This is a genomic window from Pseudarthrobacter sp. NPDC058329, assembly GCF_042879835.1.
Lineage (GTDB): Bacteria > Actinomycetota > Actinomycetes > Actinomycetales > Micrococcaceae > Arthrobacter.
Genome location: NZ_JBHVZR010000001.1, coordinates 815251 through 841196, shown reverse-complemented (window position 1 = coordinate 841196; position 25946 = coordinate 815251). Strand labels below are relative to the sequence as shown.

At 65.3% G+C, this 25946-nt stretch carries 21 protein-coding genes; 5 read left to right on the top strand and 16 right to left on the bottom strand.

Annotation, left to right across the window (positions count from 1 at the left end):
* Positions 1–12: 12 nt before the first annotated feature.
* The 9 genes from aroC to ACFVYC_RS03975 form a co-directional block, all read right to left on the bottom strand.
* Positions 13–1212, bottom strand: a complete 1200-nt coding sequence (gene aroC, locus ACFVYC_RS04015; protein WP_387546834.1) for a chorismate synthase — start codon at positions 1210–1212, stop codon at positions 13–15.
* Positions 1213–1238: 26 nt separating this feature from the next.
* Positions 1239–2099 carry a shikimate dehydrogenase gene (locus ACFVYC_RS04010; RefSeq protein ID WP_387546832.1) on the bottom strand — a complete coding sequence of 287 codons (861 nt, stop codon included), beginning with the start codon at positions 2097–2099 and terminating at the stop codon, positions 1239–1241.
* Positions 2096–3793 (bottom strand): endolytic transglycosylase MltG, encoded by a 1698-nt coding sequence (gene mltG, locus ACFVYC_RS04005; protein ID WP_387546829.1) that lies wholly within the window; start codon positions 3791–3793, stop codon positions 2096–2098. The genes ACFVYC_RS04010 and mltG overlap by 4 nt, the downstream gene beginning before the upstream one ends.
* Entirely contained in the window at positions 3790–4386 is a 597-nt protein-coding gene (ruvX, locus tag ACFVYC_RS04000) for a Holliday junction resolvase RuvX (protein ID WP_387546826.1), read from the bottom strand. Before ruvX ends, mltG begins: the two co-directional genes overlap by 4 nt.
* A 7-nt stretch (positions 4387–4393) precedes the next feature.
* Positions 4394–7072 (bottom strand): alanine--tRNA ligase, encoded by a 2679-nt coding sequence (gene alaS, locus ACFVYC_RS03995; RefSeq protein ID WP_387546823.1) that lies wholly within the window; start codon positions 7070–7072, stop codon positions 4394–4396.
* Positions 7073–7206: 134 nt separating this feature from the next.
* Positions 7207–7449, bottom strand: a complete 243-nt coding sequence (locus ACFVYC_RS03990) for a hypothetical protein (protein ID WP_387546820.1) — start codon at positions 7447–7449, stop codon at positions 7207–7209.
* Positions 7450–7467: 18 nt separating this feature from the next.
* Complete coding sequence (locus tag ACFVYC_RS03985) at positions 7468–7842, bottom strand: DUF948 domain-containing protein (protein WP_307094946.1); 375 nt, start codon at positions 7840–7842, stop codon at positions 7468–7470.
* Positions 7843–7987: 145 nt separating this feature from the next.
* The gene (gene rpsD / locus ACFVYC_RS03980) at positions 7988–8614 is read right to left on the bottom strand and encodes a 30S ribosomal protein S4 (protein WP_104044550.1); all 627 of its coding nucleotides are present in this window, start codon (positions 8612–8614) and stop codon (positions 7988–7990) included.
* A 168-nt stretch (positions 8615–8782) separates the two neighbouring features.
* Positions 8783–10192 carry a replication-associated recombination protein A gene (locus ACFVYC_RS03975; protein WP_387546815.1) on the bottom strand — a complete coding sequence of 470 codons (1410 nt, stop codon included), beginning with the start codon at positions 10190–10192 and terminating at the stop codon, positions 8783–8785.
* A 72-nt stretch (positions 10193–10264) separates the two neighbouring features.
* On the opposite strand from ACFVYC_RS03975, the gene ACFVYC_RS03970 reads away from it, so the two are divergent.
* A complete protein-coding gene (locus tag ACFVYC_RS03970) occupies positions 10265–10939 on the top strand; it encodes an acVLRF1 family peptidyl-tRNA hydrolase (RefSeq protein ID WP_387546812.1) in 675 nt (224 codons plus the stop codon).
* 108 nt (positions 10940–11047) lie between these two features.
* On the opposite strand, the gene ACFVYC_RS03965 is transcribed toward ACFVYC_RS03970, so the two are convergent.
* Together ACFVYC_RS03965 and aspS are read right to left on the bottom strand one after the other, a co-directional pair.
* A complete protein-coding gene (locus tag ACFVYC_RS03965; RefSeq protein ID WP_387547144.1) occupies positions 11048–11782 on the bottom strand; it encodes a GNAT family N-acetyltransferase in 735 nt (244 codons plus the stop codon).
* 120 nt (positions 11783–11902) lie between these two features.
* The gene (gene aspS / locus ACFVYC_RS03960) at positions 11903–13681 is read right to left on the bottom strand and encodes an aspartate--tRNA ligase (protein WP_387546810.1); all 1779 of its coding nucleotides are present in this window, start codon (positions 13679–13681) and stop codon (positions 11903–11905) included.
* A gap of 109 nt (positions 13682–13790) precedes the next feature.
* Between aspS and ACFVYC_RS03955 the strand changes: the two genes are divergently transcribed.
* On the top strand, positions 13791–15032 hold the full coding sequence (locus ACFVYC_RS03955; protein ID WP_387546807.1) for an APC family permease: 1242 nt from the start codon (positions 13791–13793) through the stop codon (positions 15030–15032).
* 327 nt (positions 15033–15359) lie between these two features.
* Here ACFVYC_RS03955 and hisS read toward each other — a convergent pair whose 3' ends face one another.
* Positions 15360–16733 carry a histidine--tRNA ligase gene (gene hisS / locus ACFVYC_RS03950; RefSeq protein WP_387546804.1) on the bottom strand — a complete coding sequence of 458 codons (1374 nt, stop codon included), beginning with the start codon at positions 16731–16733 and terminating at the stop codon, positions 15360–15362.
* 227 nt (positions 16734–16960) lie between these two features.
* On the opposite strand from hisS, the gene ACFVYC_RS03945 reads away from it, so the two are divergent.
* The 3 genes from ACFVYC_RS03945 (at position 16961) to ACFVYC_RS03935 (ending at position 20234) form a co-directional block, all read left to right on the top strand.
* Entirely contained in the window at positions 16961–17773 is an 813-nt protein-coding gene (locus ACFVYC_RS03945) for a peptidylprolyl isomerase (protein ID WP_387546801.1), read from the top strand.
* A gap of 66 nt (positions 17774–17839) precedes the next feature.
* A complete protein-coding gene (locus ACFVYC_RS03940) occupies positions 17840–19384 on the top strand; it encodes a DUF349 domain-containing protein (RefSeq protein ID WP_387546798.1) in 1545 nt (514 codons plus the stop codon).
* Between the two features lie 112 nt (positions 19385–19496).
* Positions 19497–20234 (top strand): hypothetical protein, encoded by a 738-nt coding sequence (locus ACFVYC_RS03935; RefSeq protein WP_387546795.1) that lies wholly within the window; start codon positions 19497–19499, stop codon positions 20232–20234.
* On the opposite strand, the gene ACFVYC_RS03930 is transcribed toward ACFVYC_RS03935, so the two are convergent.
* From ACFVYC_RS03930 to yajC, 4 genes are all read right to left on the bottom strand, one after another.
* A complete protein-coding gene (locus ACFVYC_RS03930; protein WP_387546792.1) occupies positions 20115–22505 on the bottom strand; it encodes a RelA/SpoT family protein in 2391 nt (796 codons plus the stop codon). The two genes, ACFVYC_RS03935 and ACFVYC_RS03930, sit on opposite strands and share 120 nt — an antisense overlap.
* A 132-nt stretch (positions 22506–22637) precedes the next feature.
* A complete protein-coding gene (gene secF, locus ACFVYC_RS03925; RefSeq protein WP_387546790.1) occupies positions 22638–23660 on the bottom strand; it encodes a protein translocase subunit SecF in 1023 nt (340 codons plus the stop codon).
* Complete coding sequence (secD, locus tag ACFVYC_RS03920; protein WP_387546787.1) at positions 23660–25420, bottom strand: protein translocase subunit SecD; 1761 nt, start codon at positions 25418–25420, stop codon at positions 23660–23662. Before secD ends, secF begins: the two co-directional genes overlap by 1 nt.
* 102 nt (positions 25421–25522) lie before the next feature.
* Positions 25523–25918, bottom strand: a complete 396-nt coding sequence (gene yajC, locus ACFVYC_RS03915) for a preprotein translocase subunit YajC (protein WP_387547141.1) — start codon at positions 25916–25918, stop codon at positions 25523–25525.
* Positions 25919–25946 lie beyond the last annotated feature (28 nt).

Genomic DNA, 25946 nt, shown 5'->3' with positions numbered 1-25946 from the left:
GCTGTGGGGCACTTACTGGCCGATCGAGTCCAGGGAAGCCGGGATGCTGTCCAGGTAACCCTTGATGTTTCGTGCGGTCTCCGCCACGGAATCACCGCCGAACTTTTCGGTTACCGCTTCGGCCAGGACCAGGGCCACCATGGCTTCTGCCACCACGCCGGCGGCCGGGACGGCACAGACGTCGGACCGCTGGTGGTGTGCCTTCGCGGCTTCTCCGGTGCTGACGTCGATAGTCTTCAGCGCGCGGGGCACCGTGGCTATGGGCTTCATGGCCGCGCGGACGCGCAGGACGTCACCGATGCTCATGCCCCCTTCAATGCCGCCGGCCCGGTTGCTGGTGCGGACAATGCGGCCGTCGGCGTCCCTGACGATTTCGTCATGGGCGGCCGAGCCGCGGCGTGCGGCAGTGAGGAAGCCGTCGCCCACCTCCACGCCCTTGATCGCCTGGATGCCCATCAGGGCCGCGGCGAGCCGGGAGTCCAGCCGGCGGTCCCAGTGGACGTAGCTGCCGAGTCCCGGCGGGAGCCCGTAGGCAAGTACTTCAACCACGCCTCCGAGGGTCTCGCCTTCCTTGTGCGCGGCATCCACTTCGGCCACCATGGCGTTCGAGGTTTCCCGGTCAAAGCAGCGCAACGGATCAGAGTCCAAGGCCAGCACGTCTGTGGGAACAGGCAGCGGGCGCCCTTCGGGCACCGTGACGGTTGCGATGGAGACCGTGTGGCTGACCAGTTCGATGCCCAGGTGCTTCAGGAACTGCGCGGCGACGGTGCCCATGGCCACCCTTGTGGCAGTCTCGCGGGCACTGGCGCGTTCAAGAACGGGGCGGGCTTCGTCGAAGCCGTACTTCTGCATGCCGGTGAAATCGGCATGGCCGGGGCGCGGACGCGTCAGGGGTGCATTGCGGGCCTGGTCGGCAAGCAGTTCGGCGTCAACGGGATCGGCAGACATGATCTGCTCCCATTTGGGCCATTCAGTATTACCCACCTGGATGGCCACGGGACCGCCCTGGGTGAGTCCGTGCCGGACTCCGCCGAGGATGGACACGACATCCTGTTCGAACTTCATGCGTGCGCCGCGGCCATAGCCCAGGCGGCGGCGGGCCAGTGAATCGGCGATGTGCCCGCTGGTGATTTCGACACCGGCGGGGACGCCTTCAATAATTCCCATCAGGGCCGGACCATGGGATTCACCGGCAGTCAACCAACGCAACATATTTTCCATCCTGCCACGTATGGCGGTTACAACGCCCGTCGGGGAAGGCCGACTGCGTCACACATCACATCTATGACGGATGCGTTAACTTCCTTTTCGAGCCGGCTGAACAGGCGCACCTGTTCCACGGCCTGGTACAGCAGCATTTCAAGGCCGGGAACCACCGCGCCGCCGCCGGACTGCCATACAGAGGCGATCAGGCTGGGCCAGGGATCGTAGGCCACGTCCAGCAGAACGCCGGGCGTTGAAGCTTTGAGCGCGGCGATGTCGGCAGCCAGCCCGTCCGCAGCGCGTGGTGGCAGGGTCGAGATCACGACGTCGGCAGCGGCAGTTGGCGCCGCGGCCTCCACCATGGGCCGGATGTCCAGGGAGAAGCCAAGGCGTTCTGCCGCGGCCCGGACTTCGTCGGTACGGGAGGTGTCGCGGACGAAGAGCAGAGCGGAACCGGCCCCGAGTTCTGCCAGGGCTGCAACGGCAGCCCCCGCCGTCCCGCCACCACCGAGGATAACGGGCGCCGCGGGCGTCCGTCCCCCCGCATGGCGTACCGCGTTGACGATTCCCCTGACGTCTGTGTTGAATCCGATGGCCCGAAAGCCGTTCCCGTGCTCCTCAAAGGCCACGGTGTTCACTACCCCCAGGGTCCGGGCCACGCCGCGGACTTCGTCCACTTCCCTGACCATGGCGGTCTTGAGGGGCATGGTGACCGAGAGGCCGCGCCAGCCCGGCTGGTCCCGGAGCTGCCGCATCAGTGAGGGCAGCAATTCTTCGGTGACGTCGATGGCCGTGTAGCTGATGCCGATGCCCAGCTGGCTGTACGCCGCGTGATGCAGTGCCGGCGACTTCGAGTGGCTGATGGGGTGGCCCAGGACGGCTGCCCGCAGGCTCATGTGCAGCGGCCGACGTTTGCCATGCACCAGGCGTTGTACTGGTCAACGTAGCTGTTGTGTTCCGCCAGGGTCCGGGAGAACTTCGTTTCCTTGGTGTCCAGGTTGATGGTCACCCAGTAAAGGAAGTCGTTGGACTTGGGCTTGGCGGCAGCATCGATGGCTGTCTTACCCGGAGAACCGATCGGCCCGGGGGGCAGGCCCGGATTCGCATAGGTGTTGTACGGGTTCGACTTGTCCTGGCGCTGTTCGTCAGTGAAGTTGTAGCTCTTGGTTCCCAGGCCGTAGGTGACAGCCGAGTCCACCTGCAGGAAGCCCCCGGTCTGGTCATTGGGCTTAAGCCGGTTGTAGATTGCCCCGGCCACGTCACCGTACTCGGCCTGGCCCCCTTCGGCCTGCACGATGCTGGCAACAATGACGGCCTCATACTGCTTGGCCGGGTCCGTAATCCCCTGGGACTCAAGTTCGTCAACGGTGGTGGTGACCAGCGATTGGAGGATGTCTTTTGCCGGTGTCCCCAGCGGGTAACGGTGTTCACCCGGGGCGAGGTAGCCTTCCAGGTTCTTGGCCGTTTCGGGAAGGCCGAACTGGGCCGGCTGGTTGCTGAGGGCCTGCAGGTCCTGGATGGACACGCCGGAGCCTTCGGAAATCGCCTGCAGGGACTCACCAATGCGGAGGCCGGCGCTGAGTGCGAAGTAGATGACCTTCGCCTGGTCCTTGCCGAGCAGGACGTTGACGGCGTCGGAGTTCTTCATTTCCGTCTTGAAGGTGTAGTCGCCCGGGGCCAGTACCCCGCCGGACGCGGTGAACTCCTGGAGGAAGGTGTCGGAGTTCGCTACTACGCGTTCGCCCTCCAGCTTGCTGGCCACAGAACGGGTTCCTTCCCCGTTCTCGACCGTTACCAGAACCTCGCCCGAACCCGGGCCCGGGTAGTCGCTGGGCTTGTCGTTGCCAAGCAACGGCTTCAGGAACTGCGCACCGACGGCGACAGCAGTAACAAAAACGGCAAGGGTGAGGGACAACGCCAGCAACCTCCGGCGCCTGCGGACCTTCTTGGACGGTTTGGCCACTACGGGCGTTGCCGCAGCAGGCAGGAACCCGTGGTGCCCGGCGTCGTCGTGCTCATCCTCGTAATGCCCCTGGTCATAGTGTTCCCCGTGATGGAGGGCGTCGTCGTGCACGTCCTCCTGGTAGTGGTGCCCCTCGGTGTAGCGGGCATCGTCGTCGTAGTTCACATAGGCGGCGTGGGGGTGCCCGGCGAGGGCGGGCCCGGGGTGGGAATCCTCAGCGTCCCCGTGGTGAACGCCGTCATGGTGAATCCCGGCATGCTGCACATCGGGACGGCGCTCATCCTCATGATGCACGTCAACGTGCTGCACGTCGGTGTACGCCTCGTTTTCCGGCTGCTGCCCTGTGGACTGCGGCTCGTGAACGTGCTGGATGGACGGCGGACCCTGCGGGGCGGCCGGAACAACCTGCTCTTCCGGCACCGGCGGAACAGGCGATGCGGCGGTTGGCGGCGCGGAGGGCGGCGGCGGAACGTCGTGTCCCGTTTCGTAGGCCTGCTCGGGCACGGCGCCCTGGAGTCCGGTGTCGGAGGTCTTTTCGCGGGCCCGGATTTCCTTGCGGGTCAGCGGCGGCCTCGCTGCCCCGGCGTCCAAGGGGCCGGAGGCGTCGTCAATATTGGCAGGACTCACTGTTGCCTTCCATCATTTGAAGATTGGTCCGTGTCCGGGGTGGCGTGGACGGTTTCTTCCACTTCGCTGAACCCCGGTTCCACGGAAGGGGAGGGCGCGGTCACGCGTCGGCCCACATCCGCTCCCCTGGCTTTCTGCATGTCGAGGGCGTGCTGAAGGATGCCTGCGGCGGCGACCTGATCAACTACTTTACGGTGATTCCGGCTGCTCATGCCAGCTTCATGCAGGTTGCGGTGGGCTGTAACGCTGCTGAGGCGCTCATCCACCAGGTTCACCGGCACGGCCAAAGACCGTGCCGACAGCTCTGCAGCGAGCAGCTCCGCGTACTCCGTGGCCATCCTCGCGGACGCGTGCTCTTCGCCCCTCATGGTCCGGGGCAGGCCCACAAAAACCTGCACCGCCCCCAGTTCCTGCACCAGGTTTGCAATGACCCGGACGTCCGAGTTTTTCCTGGCGTTGCGGTCCAGGGTCTTGTACGGCGTGGCCAGGATCGAGTCGCGGTCGCAGATGGCCACGCCTACCCGGACAGTGCCGACGTCGACCCCCAGTTTAATGCCCTGGGGGCTGGCGCCGGCTGCAGATGGATTGGTCATGGAAGGTTTATCGCCCGGAAATGGCGTCCACAACAGCGGCCAGGGCCGGGGCCACCTTGCCGGCGTCCGTTCCACCGCCTTGGGCAACATCGTCCTTGCCGCCACCGCCGCCCCCGAGGATCCCTGCGGCGACCCGCACCAGGGCGCCGGCTTTGACGCCCGCTTCCCGCGCGGCTTCATTCGTGGCCACCAGGATCACGGGGCGCTCGTTGGCAACGCCGGCAACTGCCACCGTGGCGGCTGCCGAGCCCAGGCGGTTCCGCAGGTCCAGTGCCAGGCCGCGGAGGTCGTCCGCACCGCTGACTTGGCCGGCGTCGTGGGCGATCACACTGACCCCGGCGGCATCCCTGGCACTGCCCAGGAGCTGGGCGGCGGAAGCGGCCAGCTGTTCCTTGCGGAGCCTGTCGAGCTCCTTTTCCGTGGCTTTGAGCTTGGCGAGGGTGCTTGCGATCCTGTCGGCCAGCTGTCCGGACGGGACCTTGAGCAGGTCTGTCAGTTCGGTCACCAGGGCGCGCTCGGCGGCCAGGTGACGGAAGGCGTCCATGCCCACGAAGGCCTCAACGCGCCTGTTTCCTGAGCCCACCGACTGTTCGCCGAGCAGCGAGAGGCTGCCGATCAGCGAGGTGTTGGCCACGTGAGTTCCACCGCACAGCTCACGCGACCAGGCGCCGTCGATCTCCACAACGCGGACTTCACTGCCGTAGTTCTCGCCGAAGAGGGCCATGGCGCCCAGGGCCTTGGCCTCGGCCAGCCCCATCACCTTGGTTTGCACGGAGAAATTGTTTCGGATGGCGAGGTTGGATACTTCCTCAATTTCCGAACGGGTGGCGGTGCTCAAGCCCTCGCCCCAGGCGAAGTCGAAGCGCAGGTAGCCGGCCTTGTTGTAGGACCCGCGCTGGGTGGCCTCCGGCCCGAGGATTTGATGCAGTGCGGCGTGCACAATGTGCGTGCCGGTGTGGGCCTGCTCGGCGGCGTGGCGGCGTTCGCGGTCGACGGCGGCGCGCACCAGTGAGTCGGCGCCGATTTCGCCCTCCCGGACGATCGCCTTGTGGACGCTCAGACCCTTCAGCGGACGCTGGACATCGAGGACCTCGACGACGAACCCGTCGCCGGTGATCAGGCCGGTGTCGGCCGCCTGTCCGCCTGCCTCTGCGTAGAACGGGGTCTCGGAGAGCACGAGCTCGATCTCGTCGCCCGTGGACGCCTGGTGTACCGGCAGTCCTCCGGTGAGGATGCCGCGGACGCGCGCTTCGCCGTCGAGCTCTGTGTAGCCGGTGAAGACGGTCTCACCCTGGGCGAGGATCTCCTGGAAAGCGCTCAGATCGGCGTGGCCGCCCTTTTTGCCCTTCGCGTCGGCCTGGGCACGCTTGCGCTGCTCCTGCATGAGGCTGCGGAACGCTGCCTCATCCACCTGGAGCCCGGCCTCCTCGGCCATTTCCAGCGTGAGGTCAATGGGGAAGCCGTAAGTGTCGTGCAGCGCGAAGGCGTCGGCCCCGGAGAGCGGCTTGTTGGCGGCCTTGGACTCCTTCACGGCGTCCTCCAGCCGGGCTGTGCCGGAGGCGATGGTGCGCAGGAACGCCTTCTCTTCGGCGTAGGCAATGCGGCTGATGCGGGCAAAGTCGGTGTCCACCACCGGGTAAACGCCCTTCATGGCGTCCCGTGAGGCGGGCAGCAGCTCCGGCAGGCAGGCCTGCTCCACGCCCAGGAGGCGCATGGAACGCACCGCACGGCGGATGAGCCGGCGAAGGACGTAGCCGCGGCCCTCGTTGGAGGGAGTCACGCCGTCGGAAATCAGCATCAGTGCCGAGCGGATGTGGTCGCCCACCACACGCATGCGCACGTCGTCGGTGTGGTGCGGATCGTCCGGCGTTTCAGCTGACGTGTATTCCTTCCCCGAGAGCGCGGCGGCCTTGTCGATGACGGGACGGACCTGGTCGGTCTCGTACATGTTTTCGACGCCCTGCAGGATCATGGCCAGGCGCTCCATGCCGAGGCCGGTGTCGATGTTGCGCTTGGGCAGCTCGCCCACAACGTCGAAGTCTTCCTTGGAACGGACGTTCTCGATCTGGTACTGCATAAAAACGAGGTTCCAGATTTCGATGTACCGGGTCTCGTCAGCCAGCGGGCCGCCCTCGATGCCGTAGGCAGGGCCGCGGTCGTAGTAGATCTCCGAGCAGGGACCGGCGGGTCCGGGCTGGCCGGTGTGCCAGTAGTTGTCCGACTTGCCCATTTTCTGGATGCGCCCGGCCGGAACACCGGTGTTCTTGAGCCAGAGTTCCTTGGCTTCGTCGTCCTCTTCGTAAACCGTCACCCACAGCAGTTCAGGCGCGAGGCCGTAGCCGCCGTCGTCCACGCTCTTGGTCAGCAGTTCCCAGGCGAACTTGATGGCGTCTTCCTTGAAGTAGTCGCCAAAGGAAAAGTTTCCGCACATCTGGAAGAAGGTGCCATGCCGGGCAGTTTTGCCCACTTCCTCGATGTCACCGGTGCGGATGCATTTCTGCACGCTGGTGGCGCGGGAGTAGGGTGCTTCCTCGCGCGCGGTGAGGTAGGGAATGAACGGAACCATGCCGGCAACCGTGAACAGCAGCGAGGGGTCGCTGGAGACCAGCGATGCGGAGGGAACCGCGGTGTGGCCCTTGCTGACAAAAAAGTCAACCCAGCGCTTAGTGATCTCCTGCGACTTCATGAGCTGTTTACTTACCCTTCTTGGTCCACGCGAATGCGTGGAAGTTCGTTCGCTTGGCAGTTCCGCAGGCACGGTTGCTGCCGGTTTGGTTCTGACGTGCTGCCAGGCCGGAGTGCGGCCTTGGCTGGTGCCGGTCAGCGGCGGTCCAGTTCTCCGGACTCCACCCCGAGGGCGGCGCGGAGATCCGTTTCCCGTTCCCGCATTCCGTCCCTGATGGCGTCGGCGAAGTCATACACACCGTCAGCGAGCCGGCCTACGGCCCGGTTGAGTCCCTGGGGGCCAAGCGTGGACTGCATGCTGGCCTGCGCTTCGGTGACCTTGCGGAAGGCGATGACTCCGATCGCCACGCCGATTCCCATCCAGACAAGTCGTTTCATTCTAGGTTCTCCGGGGGTTCAGCGGCTGCGGCGGCCGGCAGCGGGTTTTTTGCGGTTGGCCAGTGCGGTGCGAACGCCGTAGCTGAACGCGGCCACCTTGATGAGCGGGGAACCAACGGTGGCGGCAACCAGCGAGGACAGCGCGGACAGGTTCGCGGACGCGTCCGAGACGTTCGAAGAGATGCCGTCCACCTTCTTCAGCTGCTGGTTGGTGGTGGACACCGTGGCGGTGACCTCATCCATGAGGGGCGTGGCGCCGTCGCTGATGGACCTGATGGAGGTGCGGACTTCGTCAAGGACTTTGCCCAGCTTCAGGATGGGCACCGCAAGCAGCAGCACCAAGAGCGCAAATACTCCGGCAGCGATCAGGCCGGCAATATCGCCACCAGACATAGACGTTCATCTCCTAGAAATTCTGTGGTTCGTGCCACCCTGCGGATGCTGTGTGAAGCGCATTCCGCGGATGTCCCCCAAGTACCTTACATACAAAGAAGCCCGCGGCGCTTGCCACGGGCTTCTTTGGATACGCTGCTGAAATCTAGCGTGCGTAGAATTCGACGACGAGCTGCTCTTCGCAGGTCACGGGGACCTCGGAGCGCTTGGGGCGGCGGACCAGGCGTGCCTGGAGGGCCTCCAGCTTGACGTCCAGGTATGCCGGAACGGTGGGCAGGACGTCGCGGTGGGCGCCGGCTGCTGCAACCTGGAGCGGAACCATGGTTTCGCTGCGGGTGTGGACGTGGACCAGCTGGCCCTCGCCGACGCGGAACGACGGGCGGTCAACGCGGACTCCGTCAACCATGATGTGGCGGTGCACAACAAGCTGGCGGGCCTGGGCGATGGTGCGGGCGAAGCCGGCGCGCAGGACCAGGGCGTCAAGGCGCATTTCGAGCAGTTCGATGAGGTTTTCACCGGTCAGGCCCTTGGTGCGGCGGGCCTCTTCGAAGGCGCGGGTCATCTGTGCTTCGCGGATGCCGTACTGGGCGCGCAGGCGCTGCTTTTCGCGCAGACGTACGGCGTAGTCGGAGTCCTGCTTCTTGCGGGCACGGCCATGCTCACCGGGGCCGTACGGGCGGCGCTCCATGTACTTGGCGGCCTTGGGGGTCAGAGCGATGCCGAGGGACCGCGAGAGGCGGGCCTGACGGCGAGCACGAGTGTTGTTAGCCACTTGTGTCCTTCCAATATCTGCGGTGTGTCAGTGTTACTGGCCTCCATCATGGAGAGCATCGGCCAACCGCTGCCTTTTGCTACTGGGTTCAGGGCACAACCAAGCGGATAAACTCCAGTGATTGGGCGCCCGGACCTTGCCAGACAAACATCAATCCTAGCACGGGGCTTACTTGCCCCGGACGATCTTCCGCAGCCGCTCCAACCGCACCGCGATGTCCCGCTCCGCGCCGTTGCCGGTGGGCTGGTAATAGTCCTTCCCCACCAGGTCGTCCGGCGGGTACTGCTGGGCTGCCACGCCGTGGGGAGCGTCGTGCGCGTACTTGTAGCCGAGGCCGTGGCCCAGCTGCTTCGAACCCGGATAGTGCGCGTCCCGCAGGTGGGCGGGAATACCGTTCCCCAGCCCTGCGCGGACATCGGCGATGGCCTTGTTGATGCCCATGTAGGCGGCGTTGGATTTCGGCGCCGTGGCCAGGTGCACCACAGCCTCGGCCAGGATAATCCGCCCCTCGGGCATCCCTATAAGCTGCACGGCCTGGGCTGCCGCCACGGCCGTCTGCAGGGCGGTGGGATCAGCCATTCCCACATCCTCGGCCGCCGAGATCACGATCCGGCGGGCGACGAAACGCGGGTCCTCCCCCGCTTCGAGCATCCGCGCCAGGTAATGGAGGGCGGCGTCCACGTCGGATCCGCGGATGGACTTGATGAAGGCGCTGGCCACGTCATAGTGCTGGTCTCCGGCGCGGTCGTAACGGACCGCGGCCACGTCAAGGGCCCGCTCGGTGTGCTTCAGCTCCACCTTCACCAGGCCGTCGCCGGCGTCGTCCGCATCCCCGAACGCTACGCCGGCAGCGGCCTCCAGCGCCGTCAGGGCCCGCCGGGCGTCACCGCCGGAGAGCCGGACAAGGTGCGCCAGGGATTCGTCGTCGAGCTCCACCTTGCCGCCGAGCCCGCGGGAGTCCGCCACCGCCCGCAGCAGCAGCCCCTCGACGTCGGCGTCGGTCAGGGGCCTGAGGGTCAGCAGCAGGGAACGGGACAGCAGCGGCGAGACCACGGAGAACGACGGGTTCTCGGTGGTGGCAGCCACCAGGACCACCCACCGGTTCTCGACGCCCGGCAGGAGGGCGTCCTGCTGCGCCTTATTGAAGCGATGGATCTCGTCCAGGAACAGGACGGTGGTGGTTTTATAGAGGTCGCGTGCAGTCAGGGCATCATCCATCACCCGCCGCACATCCTTGACCCCGGCGGTGATGGCGGAGAGTTCCACGAATTTCCGGCCCGGCCCCCGGGCGATAACGTGCGCCAGGGTGGTCTTCCCTGTGCCGGGAGGGCCCCAAAGGATCAGCGAACTGGGCCCGGCGGGTCCGGCAGCGTCCACCCCCGCTGCCAGTTGGCGCAATGGTGAGCCCTGGCCGAGCAGGTGCTGCTGCCCCACCACCTCGTCGAGGGTGCGCGGCCGCATCCGGACCGCCAGCGGGCTCCGCTGCTTCGCACCCCCGGTGGAGGGGGCGCTGCTTACGGCAACGGGACCGTCGTCGTCGTCATCATTGCCGGGCCCATGCCCGAAGAGATCTTCCACATAGATAGGCTACTTCCAGTTCACCTGCCGGCTTCCGCACGGAGGCTGCCGCCGTTCAGCGAAGGATCCCGCATGTCCGCACGTACCGCCGCCGGCGGGCAGCAACCCTCCTCCGTCCGCACCGCCTTCGTCCCGGGCAGCCGCCTGGGCGGCTGGGCGGAGAGGTTCGGCGCGGGGCACGGCGGTTTCCAGGTGCGGGATGGCGACGACGGCCTGCACCTTCTGGCGGACGACGGCGCCGAGGCACTCCTGCAGGCGCCCTGGCCCAGCGATGGCCGGCCGGGCCGCGGTGCGGACGCGCTGGAACGGCTCGCCTCCCTCGCGTCGCAGCCGCGCCGGCTCGGCCTTTTGCTGGTCCGGCGTGGAGGTTATGGCGTGGCGGTGGTCAGTGAAGGAGTGGTGCTGGCGTCGAAAGTCGGCACCACCTATGTGCAGTCCCGGACGGCAGCGGGCGGCCAGTCCCAGCAGCGGTTTGCCCGGCGGCGGTCCAACCAGGCGGACGCATTGGTGGAAACCGTGGCGGAGCAGGCGCTTCGGGTGTTCAGCGGCGGGTCCTTTGAATACGTGGTTCCCGGCGGGGACAGGGCGCTGGCGGGCTTTGTCCTTGAGCACCCGGCCCTGAAGGACTACGGCGCCCTGCCGCGGCTGGCATACCTCGACGTTCCGGACCCCAAAGCAGCGGTGGTGAAAAAGGCGGCCGCGGACGCGTGCTCAGTGCGGATCCAGGTGACGGATGCGCCGTCCTAACTCAAATTTCGTGCCGCCGTCAGCCCGATTCGACGATTCCCTGCGGGTACGGTGTTGCGCAACGTCGAGTGGGCACGGAACCGTCGAAACGGCCCAAGGGGTTCGCGATCAGCAGCCAGTCAGCGCACGCCGCGGCCGCTGCTGGCGGTAGAGGTAGCGGCCCGACTCCGTGAACCCGGCCTGGGCGTACAACCCGAACGCGGCGTGGTTGGCTGCGGTAACCAGCAACCAGAAGCTGTCCAGGCCGCGGGCTGTTCCCTCGGACAGGAGCGCCTGCAGCACCAGCGAAGCGTGACCACGCCGGCGGTGGGACGGAGACGTGGCCATGCAGTAGATTCCGCCGGTTCCGTCCACCATGGCGAGGCGCCCGACGGCGGCCGGCCCGCCGTCGTCGTCCCTCACCAGGGCATAGAGCGAAGGGCACCCGGCCAGGATGCTGCGTGCAGTCTCCCGTTCTGCCGCGCCGCCCCGGCCCTCGACGCTCCACCACAGGTCCAGCCAGTCGTCGCCCGGGCTGTCCAGGATTTCAACCTTGGCAGCCACGGGGGGCACCCGTTCCAGCCCCGCCGGCCGTGCCATGATCAGCGTCTCCGACTGGCGGCCGAAGCCCTGTTCGTCCAGGAAGGCGTTCAGGCCGGAGTTGGCGGGCGTGTCCGTGATCTGGAAGATCAGCGGCAACCGCCGCTGCCGGTACCACTGGACAGCCCCGCGCAGTGAGTCCAGGGGGTCCGCTGCCGTACCCCGGGGCCACACCGAGTTTGCCCGCTGGGTGACACCTCCGGCGGCACGAAGGACCCACTCCCCCGTGTCATGACGCTCGACGGCGGGCCAGGCCTCGTCCATCAGCGTTTCGTAGGCGCAGCCCTGCGAATCCGGAAGCCTGTGCACCAGGGGGTCTCCTGTCTGCGGAAAAACCTGAAGGCCCTCCCTGGCGGGAGAGCCTTCAGGACAAATGGGTGGGCCCTACTTGCCTTGTGCGGGCTTGGCTTCCGGCTTGAAGTCAACGCCGGCTTCCTTGCGCTGCTGCGGCGTGATGGGGGCCGGGGCCGCAGTCAGGGGATCATAACCGTTGCCGGTCTTCGGGAAGGCGATGACGTCGCGGATCGACTCAACACCAGCCAGCAGTGCCACCACACGGTCCCAGCCGAAGGCGATGCCGCCGTGCGGAGGGGCGCCGTACTTGAAGCCTTCGAGCAGGAAGCCGAACTTGGTCTGGGCGTCCGCCCGGTCGAGGCCCATCAGTTCGAAGACCCGCTCCTGGACATCGCGCTCGTGGATACGGATGGAACCGCCACCGATTTCATTGCCGTTGCAGACGATGTCGTAGGCGTAGGACAGGGCCGACTCAGGGTCCTGGTCGAACGTGTCCAGGAACTCGGGCTTGGGCGAGGTGAACGCGTGGTGGACAGCCGTCCACTTGCCGGCACCGACGGCCACATCCCCGGATGCCACCGCTGCGGCTGCCGGCTCGAACATTGGTGCGTCCACTACCCAGCAGAAGGCCCAGTCGCTGGGGTCGATCAGGCCGGTGCGGTGGCCGATTTCGACGCGGGCAGCACCGAGGAGGGCGCGGGCAGCGGACTTCTCGCCTGCAGCGAAGAATATGCAGTCACCCGGCTTGGCGCCTACGGCATCCGCCAGGCCTGCGCGCTCCGTGTCCGTCAGGTTCTTGGCAACCGGACCGGCGAGCTCGCCGTCTTCCTTGAACAGGACATACGCAAGGCCCTTGTGCCCGCGCTGCTTGGCGAATTCCTGCCAGCCGTCCAGGGTGCGGCGGGGCTGGGAGGCACCGCCCGGCATCACCACAGCACCGACATACGGAGCCTTGAAAACGCCGAAATTGGTGTCCTTGAAGAACTCGGTGAGCTCAGTCAGCTCCACGCCAAAGCGCAGATCGGGCTTGTCCGAGCCGTACCGCGCCATGGCGTCCGCGTAGGTAATGCGCTGGATGGGCGTGGGGATTTCGACGTCGATCAGCTTCCACAGTGCCTGCACGATGCTTTCGCCGAGCGAAATAATGTCGTCCTGGTCCACGAAGCTGGCCTCAATGTCCAGCTGGGTGAATTCCGGTTGGCGGTCGGCGCGGAAGTCCTCATCGCGGTAGCAGCGCGCGATCTGGTAATACTTCTCGAAGCCGCCCACCTGCAGAAGCTGCTTGAAAAGCTGGGGGGACTGCGGCAGCGCGTACCAGGAACCCGGGGCCAGGCGGGCGGGGACCACAAAGTCACGGGCGCCTTCCGGCGTCGAACGCGTCAGCGTGGGGGTTTCCACCTCCACGAAGCCATCCTGGTGCAGCAGCTCGCGGGCCACGCGGTTTGCCTCCGAGCGAAGGCGAAGGTTGCGGGCCGGGCCGGGCCTGCGCAGGTCCAGGTAGCGGTGCTTCAGGCGTGCTTCCTCGCCCACTTCTACGTGCTCGTCAATCTGGAACGGAAGCGCCTCGGACGTGTTGAGGATGACCACCTTGTCCGCCATGACCTCGATCTCGCCGGTGCCGAGGGCGGGGTTCTCATTGCCCTCCGGCCGCTTGGAGACGGTGCCGGTGATCTGCAGGACATACTCATTGCGCAGGCCGTGGAAGACTTCCTCCTCGCGGACCACAACCTGTGCCACGCCCGAAGCGTCGCGCAGGTCAACGAAGGCGACGCCACCGTGGTCACGTCGGCGGCCCACCCAGCCAGCGAGGGTTACGGTTTGTCCAATGTGCTCGGAACGAAGGGATCCGAGGTCATGTGTGCGCAGCACAGCACGCCTTTCTGCGGGGTAACAGCGGGAAGATAACAGCGAAGTTAAATAGGATCGTTCGGGAAACGATTCCGTTCGAGTTTACCCGCTGCAAAGGGACTGTCACCGCATGAGCGCGCACCAGCAACTGCAACGAAGGCTAGGCACCTTCGATGCCACCGTTATCGGCCTCGGCTCCATGCTGGGCGCCGGCGTGTTCGTGGTCTTCGCGCCGGCGGCCGCACTGGCCGGGAACTTGCTGGTACTTTCGGTGGTTCTGGCGGGGCTCGTCGCATACTGCAATGCCGTGGCGTCTGCGGCCCTCGCCGCGAAATATCCCACCAGCGGAGGAACTTACGTTTATGGCCGCAAACAGCTCGGAGAATGGCCGGGGTTCCTGGCCGGCTGGGGCTTTGTTACCGGCAAAACGGCTTCGTGCGCGGCGATGGCGTTGACGTTCGGCACTTATGCAGCCGGTGACTTTGCGGTCCCGGTGGCCATCGCAGCGGTGGTGGCATTGACCGTCGTTAACCTGCTGGGCATCACCCGGACGGCCCTGCTGACCCGGGTCCTGCTGTGCGTTGTACTGGCCACCCTGGTGTTTGTCGCCGCCGCGGCCATTATTGGGCCGCACGCGGGCACCGGCCCGGGTGCGGCGTCCCAGGGTGGACCGGCAGGCGTGCTGCCCGCCGCCGGCCTGATGTTTTTCGCGTTCGCCGGCTACGCCAGGATCGCCACCCTGGGCGAGGAAGTGAAAAACCCGTCCCGCTCCATCCCCCGGGCGATCCTTGCCGCACTGGCCTCCGCCTTCGCCATCTACCTGGCGCTTGCGCTGTTGCTCCTCAACCACCTTCCCGGCGGACAGCTGGCGGCCGCAGAGACCCCGCTGCTCGAGGCTGTGCTCCAGTCCCGGTTGGCGGCAGGCGCGCCGCTGGTCCAGGCAGGTGCTGCTGCGGCGTGCCTGGGGGCGCTCCTTGCCCTCATCACGGGCGTTGGCCGGACCACTCTGGCAATGGCCCGGGAACGAGACCTTCCGCACCCGCTGGCCAGGATCGGCGGCAAGCAAACGGTTCCGTACGTTGCAGAACTGGCCGTGGCCGCCGTCGTCATCCTGCTCCTGCTGACCACCGATGTGATGACCGTAGTGGGCTTCTCAAGTTTTGGCGTGTTGGTCTACTACGCCGTGTCGAACGCCTCCGCGTACACTTTGGTGCGGCACCCGGGGTATGCCCCCAAGTGGCTGAACGCTGCGGGCTTCGTTGCCTGCCTGCTGCTGGCCTTCACGCTGCCGCCGGCCTCTGTACTGACCATGACGGCAGTGCTGGCCGCCGGGGTGGCGGGGCGGTGGCTGGTGCTGCGCTTCCGCCACTAGTACCGCGTGCTGGCGACTGTTCCTTTGCGGCGCTAACCCGGGCGTTGGTACGACGGCGGCTGGCTGGCTTCCAACGGACGCGTCGCCAATCCGGGCGGTTTGCCGTGCGCCTCGGAGCGGTTTATCCACATAGGGCTGGGGGTCCGTGTCCTTCCTTGCCGTGTTGGAAACAAGCCGCCGCCGGTGTCCCGGCCGATGAAGCCGACGCCGTACGCAGCCGTCGTCGTCAGAACCGGGACCGTACCAAAGCACTTAACGTGCCCGCTTCAAACGACCAGTCGTGACGTAATCAGCAGATGCAACCCCGCACCAGGCCAAGTGCGCGCCCTATGAAGCGACCGTTGCCACTTGGCCGGACGCGGCCACCTGCACTGAGAGGTCCTCCAGCGACGGAGTCCAGGTTTCCGGGAATGCCACGACCTGCTCGCCGGTGCGGATGTCCTTGACCTGGTGGGTGCCGTCGTCGTCGGTGAACCAGACGAACGGGATGCCGCGGCGGTCGGCAAACTTGATCTGCTTGCCGAACTTTTCCGCTTTCGCCGCCACTTCCGTGGGAATCCCGCGGCTCCGAAGCTGCGCGGCCACATCCTGTGCCGCACTCCAGCTGTCATCGTGTGTGAGGGCAATCAGGACGGCAGTCGGGACGGAGCGCGACGCCTTGGCCAGGTCCTGGCTGAGGATACGGGACACCAGTCGGGTGACGCCGATGGAAAGGCCCACACCCGGGAATTTCCGGTTGCCCTTCGAGGCCAGTGCGTCATAACGGCCTCCGGAGCAGATGGACCCGAGCTGCTCGTGGCCCACCAGGACGGTTTCCACCACGGTACCCGTGTAGTAGTCCAGGCCGCGGGCGATGCTGAGGTCAGCGACCACCTTGCCCGGGGCGCGCTGGACGGCTGCTTCGATGACCTGTTCCAGCTCGTTCAGGCCTTCGTCCAGCAATTCATTGCTGACCCCCAGCGCCCGAACCTGTGCCACAAAGGAAGTGTCCTCCGTGCGAATCGCAGCCAACTGCAGCGCTTTTTGCGCCTGCTCATCGGTGGCCCCCAGCTCCGCTTTCAGCAGCTCAGCCACCTTATCCGGGCCGATCTTTTCAAGTTTGTCGATGCTCCGCAGCACACCGGCCGTATCCTCCAGGCCGATACCACGGTAAAAGCCTTCCGCGAGTTTGCGGTTGTTGATCCGCAGGCGGAAGTCCGGTATGGGAAGGGCACTCAGGGCCTCGGCAATCACCAGCGCGATCTCGACGTCATACCGGAAAGGCAGGTCGCCGTCCCCCACCACGTCAATGTCCGCCTGGGTGAACTCGCGGGCGCGGCCCTCCTGGGGACGCTCACCGCGCCACACCTTCTGGATCTGGTAGCGGCGGAACGGGAAGGCGAGGTAGCCGGCGTTCTCCACCACGTACCGGGCGAACGGGACGGTGAGGTCAAAGTGCAGGGCAAGTGCGTGCGGATCGGCTTTCCCTCCCTTGACAGGGTTTTCGCTGTCGTCCTCCTGCAGCCGGCTAAGACCGTAAACTTCCTTGTCGATTTCACCCTTGCGCAGCAACTGCCCGACTGTTTCCACGGCCCGGGTCTCGATGGAACCGAAACCGTGCAGCTCGAATATCCGGCGCAGCGTGTCCAGCACATGAAGCTCCACCAGCCGTTCCTCGGGAAGCCACTCGGGGAATCCGGACAGGGAGGCGGTGCGTGCCATGGTGGATTTTCTCCTCTTGGGTGAAGTGCTTGGGACTTGCCCGGAATCCCGAAACGGGCCAGGAACCGCGGCAGTCCAGCCAGTCATGCATAAACTATGTGCGGCAGTCAGTTTATGCGTCATCCGCCGGCATCTCTAATGCGGCGGACCGGCAGGGCTCGGCCGTCAGACAACACGCCCGGGGCTTCACGCCACGCCGTGCAGCAGCCCGACAATAAGGAGGAGCCTTGGCGGCCAGTTCACGCAGCGCCCGCGAAGCAAAGCGTCGCATCCAGCAGATGGAAGCCAAACGCGAGCTGCGGCGGGACCAGGAGAAGCGGCGCAGGCGTGACAACGTCGTCGCCGCCGGTGCGGGAACCGCCGCCGTGGTGCTCGCCGTCGTACTCCAGTTGACCGCCTTCGCCGGGAACCCGACCGAGGAGGAGTTCGCCGCCGCCGAGGCCGGGCTGATCAGCCCTTCGGCTTCAGCATCTGCAAGCCCGACTTCCCAGCCAACCAACGGCCCGAATATTCCGGCTGCAGATACCGCCGCCGGCAAGACCTTCACCGGTGAACTGGTCCTCAACGGGGCCGCCCTCGCTGTGGAGCTTGACGGGACCAAGGCCCCGCAAGCCGCCGCGGTTTTCAAGTCCCTCAGTGACGAGGGCTTCTACAACGGAAAGTCGTGCCACCGCCTCACTACAGGCGAGACTTTCGGGCTGTTGCAGTGCGGCGCGTCGGGCCCTGAGGGCCAGGGCGATCCTGACTACACGTGGGGACCCCTCGAGAACACCCCGGCTGACAATACTTATCCGGCGGGAACTGTCGCCGTCGCCCGAACGGGCAACAACGCGTTTGGCAACGGGACACAATTCTTCATCGTCTACAAGGACACGGCCATCCCGTCCGACACCGCCGGCGGTTACACGGTGGTTGGAAGGGTGACATCCGGCCTCGAAGTGGTGTCGAATATGGCTGCTGCCGGAATTACGCCGGGCAGCAGCGACACGGACGGCGCACCTGTGGAACCAGTCACGATAGACTCGTTTTCTCTGAAGTAGGAAGCCCGGCCCCGGAGCTGCGGCGCAGGACCTGAGTATTTCCCTCCAAGCGAAAGACTTTTAGCGGTGACAGACAGTCAGAAATCCGACGAAACAGCAACAGACCTGACCGAGACGGCGGCACCCGCCGCCGGCGAGGAAGTCTCTGTTGCAGCTACCACCCCGGCAGCCGAAGCTCCCGCGGACAACGCCCCGGAAGACAGCACTCCGGCAGCCGAAGCCCCCGCGGAGAACACCTCAGAACGTAGCGCACCCGCCCCGGCGCCCCGCCCGGCACCCTCCCCGGCCGCTTTTGCCTCCCGTCCCAAGCCTGCTGCCGCACCAGCGGCGGCACCGGTCGCCGCAGTCCCCTCCACCTCCCTTGCGGAAGCCTCAAAGTGGGGACGCGTTGAAGGCGACGGGCACGTCTTCCTGACCATCGACGGCGGCGAGCACCCAGTGGGCCAGTACCCGGACGTCAGCGGTGACGAAGCCCTGGCGTACTTTGCCCGGAAGTACGACGACGTAGTGGCCCAGATTGTGCTGCTGGAGCAACGCGTCAGCTCCAAGGCTCCCAGCACCGACATGCAGAAGACCGTTACGCACCTCCGCGAGCAGCTCGCTGAACGGAACATGGTGGGCGACCTGAGGTCGGCCGAGGCGCGCCTCGACGAGCTTTCCACCCAGATCGCTGAACTGGAAAAAACGGAAAAGGCTGAGCACGACGCCGTCCGCGCATCCGAGCTCGCCGCACGCGAGGCGATCGTAGCCGAAGCCGAGCAGATTTCCGGCCAGGATCCGGCCCAGACGCAGTGGAAGACTTCCAGCTCCCGGATGAACGAACTCTTCGAGAGCTGGAAGGCTGCCCAGAAGAGCGGAGTCCGCTTGGGCCGCAGCAACGAAGACGCCCTGTGGAAGCGCTTCCGCGCCGCCCGCACCGTCTTCGATCGCCACCGCCGTGCCTACTTCTCGCAGTTGGACAGCAACAACTCTGCTGCCAAGTCCGTCAAAGAGAAGCTGATCTCCGAAGCGGAAGCACTGTCCAGCTCCACGGACTGGGGTTTCGCCGCCGGCGAGTACCGCCGCCTGATGGACCAGTGGAAGGCCTCCCCGCGTGCCAGCCGCAAGGACGACGACGCCCTGTGGGCACGGTTCCGCGCGGCCCAGGATGTCTTCTTCACCAACCGACAGGCCGCCAATGACGAGATCGACCAGGAATACGCGGCTAACCTCACGGTCAAGGAAACCCTCCTGATCGAGGCCAACGCGATCCTTCCCGTCAAGGACCTGGCAGCTGCCAAGAAGGCCCTGCAGTCCGTTCGTGACCGCTGGGAAGAGGCCGGCAAGGTCCCCCGCGGTGACATGGGACGCATCGAGGCCGGACTGCGGAAGGTTGAGGATGCAGTCCGCCACGCTGAAGAAGAACAGTGGCAGCGCTCCAACCCCGAGCGGAAGGCACGCACGAACAGTGCCCTCTCCCAGCTCGAATCCGCCATTGCAGGCCTGCAGGACGACCTCGCTACGGCCGAGAAGACAGGCGACCAGCTCAAGATCAACGCTGCCCGGGAAGCCTTGGAAGCACGCCAGGCATGGCTCGACCAGATCCAGCGCTCGGCCAGCGAGCTGTCCTAGCTCTACCGCCTGGCATGTCCAGGCCGCCGACCATCGCAGGCCCGGTTCCGGTTATCCACATATCCGGAACCGGGCCTGTGCCTGTTAACGGCAGGGGCGGCAGGATGGGTGGATGGCGATTCCCTCACCTCCTTCCTCCGCCGTCCACGGCAAGGACCCTATCCAGGGCGGAGAAGCAGCACCTCGTTTTCCGGAGCTGTATGCCCCGGGCATGCCTTTTGCCTCGCCCGAGCTACAGGCCCTGGCTTCGGATGGCCTGCTGGAACGTTTTCATCAGCACGGCTATATGGTCCCGGGGGGCACGGCTTCACCACAGCTGCGTGCGCGCGCAGCAGCGGCGGTCGTACCTGCGGCTGTCCGCCAGCGCGTCGTTGCCGGCCGTATGACGGCTGCGTGGATCTACGGCTGCGCCGCTGAACCGGACCGGCTGGCACTCCTGGTCGACACCAAACGGCGTGTTTCGAGTCTCCGGAACACCAGGGGCTGCAGCCTGCACGAGGTGAAGCTCGGACCCTTCGACGTCGTCAGCCTCGGCGGCCTGATGGTGTCCAGTCCCCTAAGGACCGCGCTCGATGTCGCCCTGCACGTGGAGGCCGAACGCGCCATCCCCACGCTGGAGCGGCTGCTCGACCGCCCCCAGAATGATGTGCGCCTGCGTTTACTGGTTCTTGCCATCGAGGCCACCCCCCGTGTTCCGCACAAGAAAGCGGCGCTGGAGAAGTTGGCCAGGCTAGCTCCGGCGCTTGTTCCCGGTGGTGCGGTAGACGTCGAAAACACCATCGATGCGGCGGACGGCGCTGAGGACGTGGTGGAGGTACTTGGGGTCCCCCATCTCGAAAGCGAACTTTGAGATGGCCACCCTGTCAGTGGACGTATGGACGCTGGCCGCCAGGATGTTGACGTGGTTTTCAGACAGCACGCGTGTGACGTCCGAGAGCAGCGATTTGCGGTCCAGCGCTTCCACCTGGATTTCCACCAGGAACACGCTGGACTGGGTGGGGGCCCAGTCCACATCGACGATTCTGTCCGGCTGGTCCTTCAGGTCCGAGATGTTGGTGCAGTCGGTGCGGTGTACCGATACCCCTGAGCCCCTGGTCACGAATCCCAGGATGGGATCCGGCGGCACCGGAGTACAGCAGCGGGCAAGCTTTACCCATACGTCACCGACGCCCCGGACCACAACACCGGAATCGGAGAACCGTGCCTTCGTGACCTGGGTGGGGACGCTGACTTCGGTGATGTCGTCGTCGGTGCTTTCATTCCCGCCGAGGCTTTCGACGAGCTTCTCCATCACCGACTGTGCCGAGGTATGTCCGTCCCCCACGCCGGCGTAGAGGCCGGAGATGTCAACGTACTTGAAGTCCTCGGCCACTGCGGCGAGGGCCTCGTGCGTCATCAGGCGCTGCAAGGGAAGATTCTGCTTGCGCATGGCGCGGGTCAGGAGTTCCTTGCCGCGGTCGATCGCCTCTTCGCGGCGTTCCTTGCTGAACCACTGCCGGATCTTGTTGCGGGCCCTGGCGCTCTTAACGAAGTGCTGCCAGTCCTGGCTTGGCCCGGCGCCCTCGGCCTTGGAGGTGAAGATTTCCACCCAGTCGCCGTGGTTCAGCTCGCTGTTCAGCGGCACCAGTTTCCCGTTGACCCGGGCACCGATGGTCCGGTGTCCCACCTCGGTGTGCACGGCATAGGCGAAGTCCACGGGGGTGGAACCGGCCGGAAGGGCCATGACCTCACCCTTGGGGGTGAACACGAATACCTCGCGGGCATTGATCTCGAACCGCAGCGAGTCAAGGAACTCTCCGGGATCGGAAGTTTCCTGCTGCCAGTCCACCAGGGACCGCAGCCACCCCATGTCGCCGTCGCGGGGGCTGCCGGGTCCAACAGCGGTGCGGTTGGGCTGGTCCTTGTACTTCCAGTGTGCTGCGACGCCGTACTCGGCGCGGCGGTGCATCTCGTGGGTCCGGATCTGGATTTCCACCGGCTTGCCGCCGGGTCCGATCACCGTGGTGTGCAGCGACTGGTACATGTTGAATTTGGGCATCGCGATGTAGTCCTTGAACCTGCCGGGCAGCGGGTTCCAGCGCGAGTGCATGGTTCCGAGTGCCGCGTAACAGTCCCGGACGGAGTCCACCAGGACACGGACGCCCATGAGGTCATTGATGTCGTCGAAGTCCTTGTCGCGGACGACCATCTTCTGGTAGATCGAGTAGTAGTGCTTGGGCCGGCCCGTGATGGTTGCCTTGATCCTGGCGGTGCGGAGATCCTCCGTGATCTGGTCACGGATGACGCTGAGGCTCTTCTCCCGCTCGGGCGTCCGGTCCCCCACCATGCGGACAATCTCTTCGTACACCTTCGGGTAGAGGGCCGCGAAGGAGAGGTCCTCGAGTTCCCACTTAATGGTGTTCATACCCAGGCGGTGGGCCAGCGGGGCGAAGATTTCCAGCGTTTCCCTGGCCTTGCGGGCCGAAGACTCTGCTGAGACAAAGCGCCACGTGCGGGCGTTGTGAAGCCTGTCCGCCAGTTTGATCATCAGCACGCGGATGTCTTTGGCCATGGCCACAACCATCTTGCGTACTGTCTCTGATTGGGCGGCTTCCCCGAAACTGACCTTGTCCAGTTTGGTCACGCCGTCTACAAGCATGGCCACTTCAGGACCAAAGTCCCGCTTCAGGTCTGCGAGTGTATAGGGGGTGTCTTCCACGGTGTCGTGCAGGAGGGCCGCCGCCAGGGTTGTCCCGCTCAGACCAAGTTCGGCGAGGATGGTGGCCACGGCCACCGGGTGGGTGATGTAGGGATCGCCGCTTTTGCGCTTTTGCCCCCGGTGGCTTTGTTCCGCGACATCGAAAGCACGCTGGATCAGGTCGAAATCCTCTTTGGGATTGTTGGCCCTGACCGTTCTCAGCAGCGGCTCGAGGATGGGCGAATAACTTGCCGCGCCGCGCCCGGTCAGACGGGCGAGCCTGGAGCGGGTGCGTTCCCGTCGGCCGGGGAATGTGGGGCGGGAACCCGAGCTGTCCACGGGGACCAGCGAACCTGATCGCGCGGAAGCGGCCGCGCCGGTCTGCAGACCGGCAGGACTTTGATCTCCCTGTGCCGTTGGCGCAGACGCCGAACGTTCTTCCAATGAAGCACCCCTCACCACCGTTTAATTACTTCAGTCTATTCCCCAGCCCTCGGACTTCTTAAACCGGCGATTAAAGAGAACGGGCCGGGCAGCGTCAAGGTTTTGACACTGCCCGGCCCCCTCGGCGGCGGCTCAGGGTTGGGCCGGCTCCACAATCGATGATCCGGACCTCGGTGAAGCCTCCGCCCGGCGGTGCTCCACGCGCTTGGCCTGCCTGACCAGGTCGGGTTCGTTCTGGCGCAACCAGGCGTACATGGGAGCTGCGACGAAGATCGTGGCTGCAGTTCCGATGAGGATGCCCACGAAGAGCGCCAGCGAGAGGTCGCGCAGTGTTCCCGCACCCAACAGGCCCGCGCCAATGAACAGGATGGCGCCTACGGGGAGGATTGCAACCATCATGGTGTTGATCGAGCGGACCAGGGTCTGGTTCACTGCCAGGTTGACTTCCTCAGCGAACGTTCGCCGGGTTGATGCGTCCAGGTCAGCGGTGTTTTCGCGGATCTTGTCGAAGACCACCACTGTGTCGTACAGCGAGTAGCTCAGGACGGTGAGGAACCCGATGATGGCGGACGGGGTGACCTCGAAGTCGCTGAGGGCATAGACCCCGGCGGTGACGAACATCGTGACGGCCATACCGGCAATAGCCGAGAGCGACATCTTCCAGGTGCGGAAGTACACGGCCATCAGAACCGCGGCCAGAAGCACAAAGATCACCAGGCCAATCAGTGCCTGCTTGGTAACATCTGCACCCCAGGTTGGACCCACAAATGTCGACGTCACCTCGTTGTCCGTGACGCCATAGGCCGACGTGAGGCCCTCCTTGATCCGGAGGGTCTCATCATCGGTGAGCTTGTCGGTCTGGATCCGCATGGTGGTTCCAGCCACGTTGGCTACGCGCGGAACGCTGCCCTCCACCACGTCGGTGACGGCCTTTTCACCCAGGGCTGCATCAGTGGTCTTCACGTTCGAGACCGTAAACTCGGATCCGCCGCGGAACTCGATCCCGAGGTTGAACCCGCCCTTGGCCAGCGGAATCAGGATGGAAAGGGCCACGGCAACCGCCGCAACAATGAACCAGATCTTCTTGGCGCCCACAAAGTTGTAAGAGCGTTTGCCCGTGTAGAGCTCATTGCCGAAATTCGCGAAGCTAGGCATTACTTGTTCTCCTTCGCTGCAGACTTCGAGGAGCCTGCAAGCTGCTCCTGTTTCTGCGCCATACGGCGTTCGGCAATGGTCATCCGGCGTTCTGCCTCGGCTGCGGCTCCGGCGTTCTTGGCCCGGACCACGGCGGCAGGCTTTTCTTCGGGAGTACGGATGCGGCCGGCGCCCCGGTACAGCGGTACCGCGCCCAGGCGCTTGGGATCAAGGCCGGAGAACCGGTGGCCCTCACCAAAGAACTTCGTACGCGCCAACAGCTGCAACGTCGGATGCGTGAACATAAACACCACGATGAGGTCGGCCAGGGCCGTGAGACCAAGCGTGAAGGCGAAGCCACGAACGTTGCCCACGGCCACGAAGTACAGGACCAGGGCAGCAAGCAGGTTGACGGCCTTGGAGGCCAGGACCGTCCGCTTGGCCCGCTTCCAGCCGTTTTCGACGGCGGACACCAGGCCGCGTCCCTCCCGGAGCTCATCGCGGATGCGTTCGAAGTAGACGATGAAGGAGTCTGCTGTCTGACCGATGGCGACGATGATGCCAGCCACGCCGGCCAGGGACAACCGGTAGTTTTCGGTCCAGCCCAGGATGGCGATGGCGAGATAGGTCAGGATGCCGGCCACCACCAGCGAGGCGATGGTCACGAATCCGAGGACCCGGTATTGGAAGAGGGAGTACACCACCACCAGCAGCAAACCGATGACGCCTGCAAGAAGGCCCATCCGCAGCTGTTCGCCACCGAGGGTGGCAGAGATCTGCTGTTCGCTCTGGATCTCGAAGCTGATGGGCAATGCGCCGAACCGGAGCTGATCAGACAGGGCTTTGGCGCTCTGTTCCGTGAAGCCGCCCGTGATCTGGGGCCGGCCGTCCGTAATGACGGCAAGCGAGCGGGGTGCGGAGATGACCTGGTCGTCCAGCACAATGGCGAACTGGGCCTTGGGGTCGTTGCCAGCGTCACCGCCGGCCGCCACGTAGAACTGGTTCAGGCGTTCGGTGACCTCTTTGAACTTGGCTGTGCCTTCGTCGTCGAACTGGATGTTGACTGCCCACTCGTTCGTGACGGCGCCCTGCGCGCCCTGCTGGAGCTGGAAGGAGGACGTAACGATGTTGCTGCCCTTTACCTCCACCGGTCCCAGGATGTATTTGATGGCAGGGTTGGTTTCCGTTGCAGGCTCACAGGTCACCAGTGGCTTGGCCGGATCCGACCGTTCCTGCTCATCCTGGGACGGGTTGTCACAGTCAAGGGCTTCGAACTGCCGGTAGACGTCAGGCGTGATCCAGTTCGTGTCGCTGCCGTTGGTGGGTTCCGCCGTCGGTTTGGGCAGCTGGTCCTCTGGAGCCCGCGACTCCTCCGGTACGGGTGCGCCTGCTCCGTTGAGGAGGACCGGACGGAAATTCATGTCGGCGGAAGCTTGGATCAGGTCGCGCGTCTGTGTTGACGGGGTGCCGGGAAGGCTGACCACCACGTTGCGCCCGGACTGGGTGCTGATTTCAGCTTCAGCGACGCCGGAACCATCGACGCGCTGGCGGATGATCGCCACAGCCTGGTTGAGCTGTTCTTCATTGATGTCCGAACCGCCCTCCACCTTGGGCGCCAGGATCATCTGGGTGCCGCCTTCGAGGTCCAGCGCCAGCTTGGGCGCCCAGCTCGCTTGGCCGGCCATGGTGCCGCCCGCCAGGACAGCAGTCAGCACGGCGAGGATTACGCCCAGCCAGACCAGGACCCTGAGGCCTGGTTTCTTAGAACCAGTTCGTGCCATTGTTGATCTTTCTCTTATTCACGGAGGAACCGCCGGTGCATGCTTGGTGCCGGCACCGGCGGCGTTCCGCAGCCGTAGAGGTGTTGTAAGGAACCAGCGGGACTAGTTGTCCTTCTTGCCCTCGTCATTGAGGCGCTTCAGGGTCTCGTCCGGCGTCTCTGCCGTGGTGGCGGAGCTGCCGGTTTCCTGGGCGGTGAGGGACGAAGCGTCATCCGGCACTGCGGGGGAAACGGCTTCCGGCGCTGCTGCCGGCTCTACGATCTTGGTGACGGACTGGCGGTGCACGGTGGCCAGGTTCCCCGGTGAGAGTTCCAGGGTGACCTTGTTCTCCTCATCGTCGATGGCGACGATCCGGCCGAACAGGCCAAAGCTGGTCATCACCTCAACCCCCGGGGCGAACTGGGACTGGAGGGTCGCCTGCTGCTGCTGGGTCTTCTTGTTACGCCGAAACATCATAAAAATGAAGACGCCGAGCATAACGAACAGCAGGATCGACATGATGTCAATGCCGCCGCCGGGCTGCGTA

Excerpts from the sequence above, each read along its gene's own strand:
- aroC (WP_387546834.1), bottom strand. The coding sequence starts at position 1,212 with ATGTTGCGTTGGTTGACTGCCGGTGAATCCCATGGTCCGGCCCTGATG.
- ACFVYC_RS04010 (WP_387546832.1), bottom strand. The coding sequence starts at position 2,099 with ATGAGCCTGCGGGCAGCCGTCCTGGGCCACCCCATCAGCCACTCGAAG.
- ruvX (WP_387546826.1), bottom strand. The coding sequence starts at position 4,386 with ATGACCAATCCATCTGCAGCCGGCGCCAGCCCCCAGGGCATTAAACTG.
- alaS (WP_387546823.1), bottom strand. The coding sequence starts at position 7,072 with ATGAAGTCGCAGGAGATCACTAAGCGCTGGGTTGACTTTTTTGTCAGC.
- ACFVYC_RS03990 (WP_387546820.1), bottom strand. The coding sequence starts at position 7,449 with ATGAAACGACTTGTCTGGATGGGAATCGGCGTGGCGATCGGAGTCATC.
- ACFVYC_RS03985 (WP_307094946.1), bottom strand. The coding sequence starts at position 7,842 with ATGTCTGGTGGCGATATTGCCGGCCTGATCGCTGCCGGAGTATTTGCG.
- ACFVYC_RS03970 (WP_387546812.1), top strand. The coding sequence starts at position 10,265 with ATGTCCGCACGTACCGCCGCCGGCGGGCAGCAACCCTCCTCCGTCCGC.
- ACFVYC_RS03965 (WP_387547144.1), bottom strand. The coding sequence starts at position 11,782 with ATGGACGAGGCCTGGCCCGCCGTCGAGCGTCATGACACGGGGGAGTGG.
- ACFVYC_RS03955 (WP_387546807.1), top strand. The coding sequence starts at position 13,791 with ATGAGCGCGCACCAGCAACTGCAACGAAGGCTAGGCACCTTCGATGCC.
- hisS (WP_387546804.1), bottom strand. The coding sequence starts at position 16,733 with ATGGCACGCACCGCCTCCCTGTCCGGATTCCCCGAGTGGCTTCCCGAG.
- ACFVYC_RS03935 (WP_387546795.1), top strand. The coding sequence starts at position 19,497 with ATGGCGATTCCCTCACCTCCTTCCTCCGCCGTCCACGGCAAGGACCCT.
- secF (WP_387546790.1), bottom strand. The coding sequence starts at position 23,660 with ATGCCTAGCTTCGCGAATTTCGGCAATGAGCTCTACACGGGCAAACGC.
- secD (WP_387546787.1), bottom strand. The coding sequence starts at position 25,420 with ATGGCACGAACTGGTTCTAAGAAACCAGGCCTCAGGGTCCTGGTCTGG.
- yajC (WP_387547141.1), bottom strand. The coding sequence starts at position 25,918 with ATGTCGATCCTGCTGTTCGTTATGCTCGGCGTCTTCATTTTTATGATG.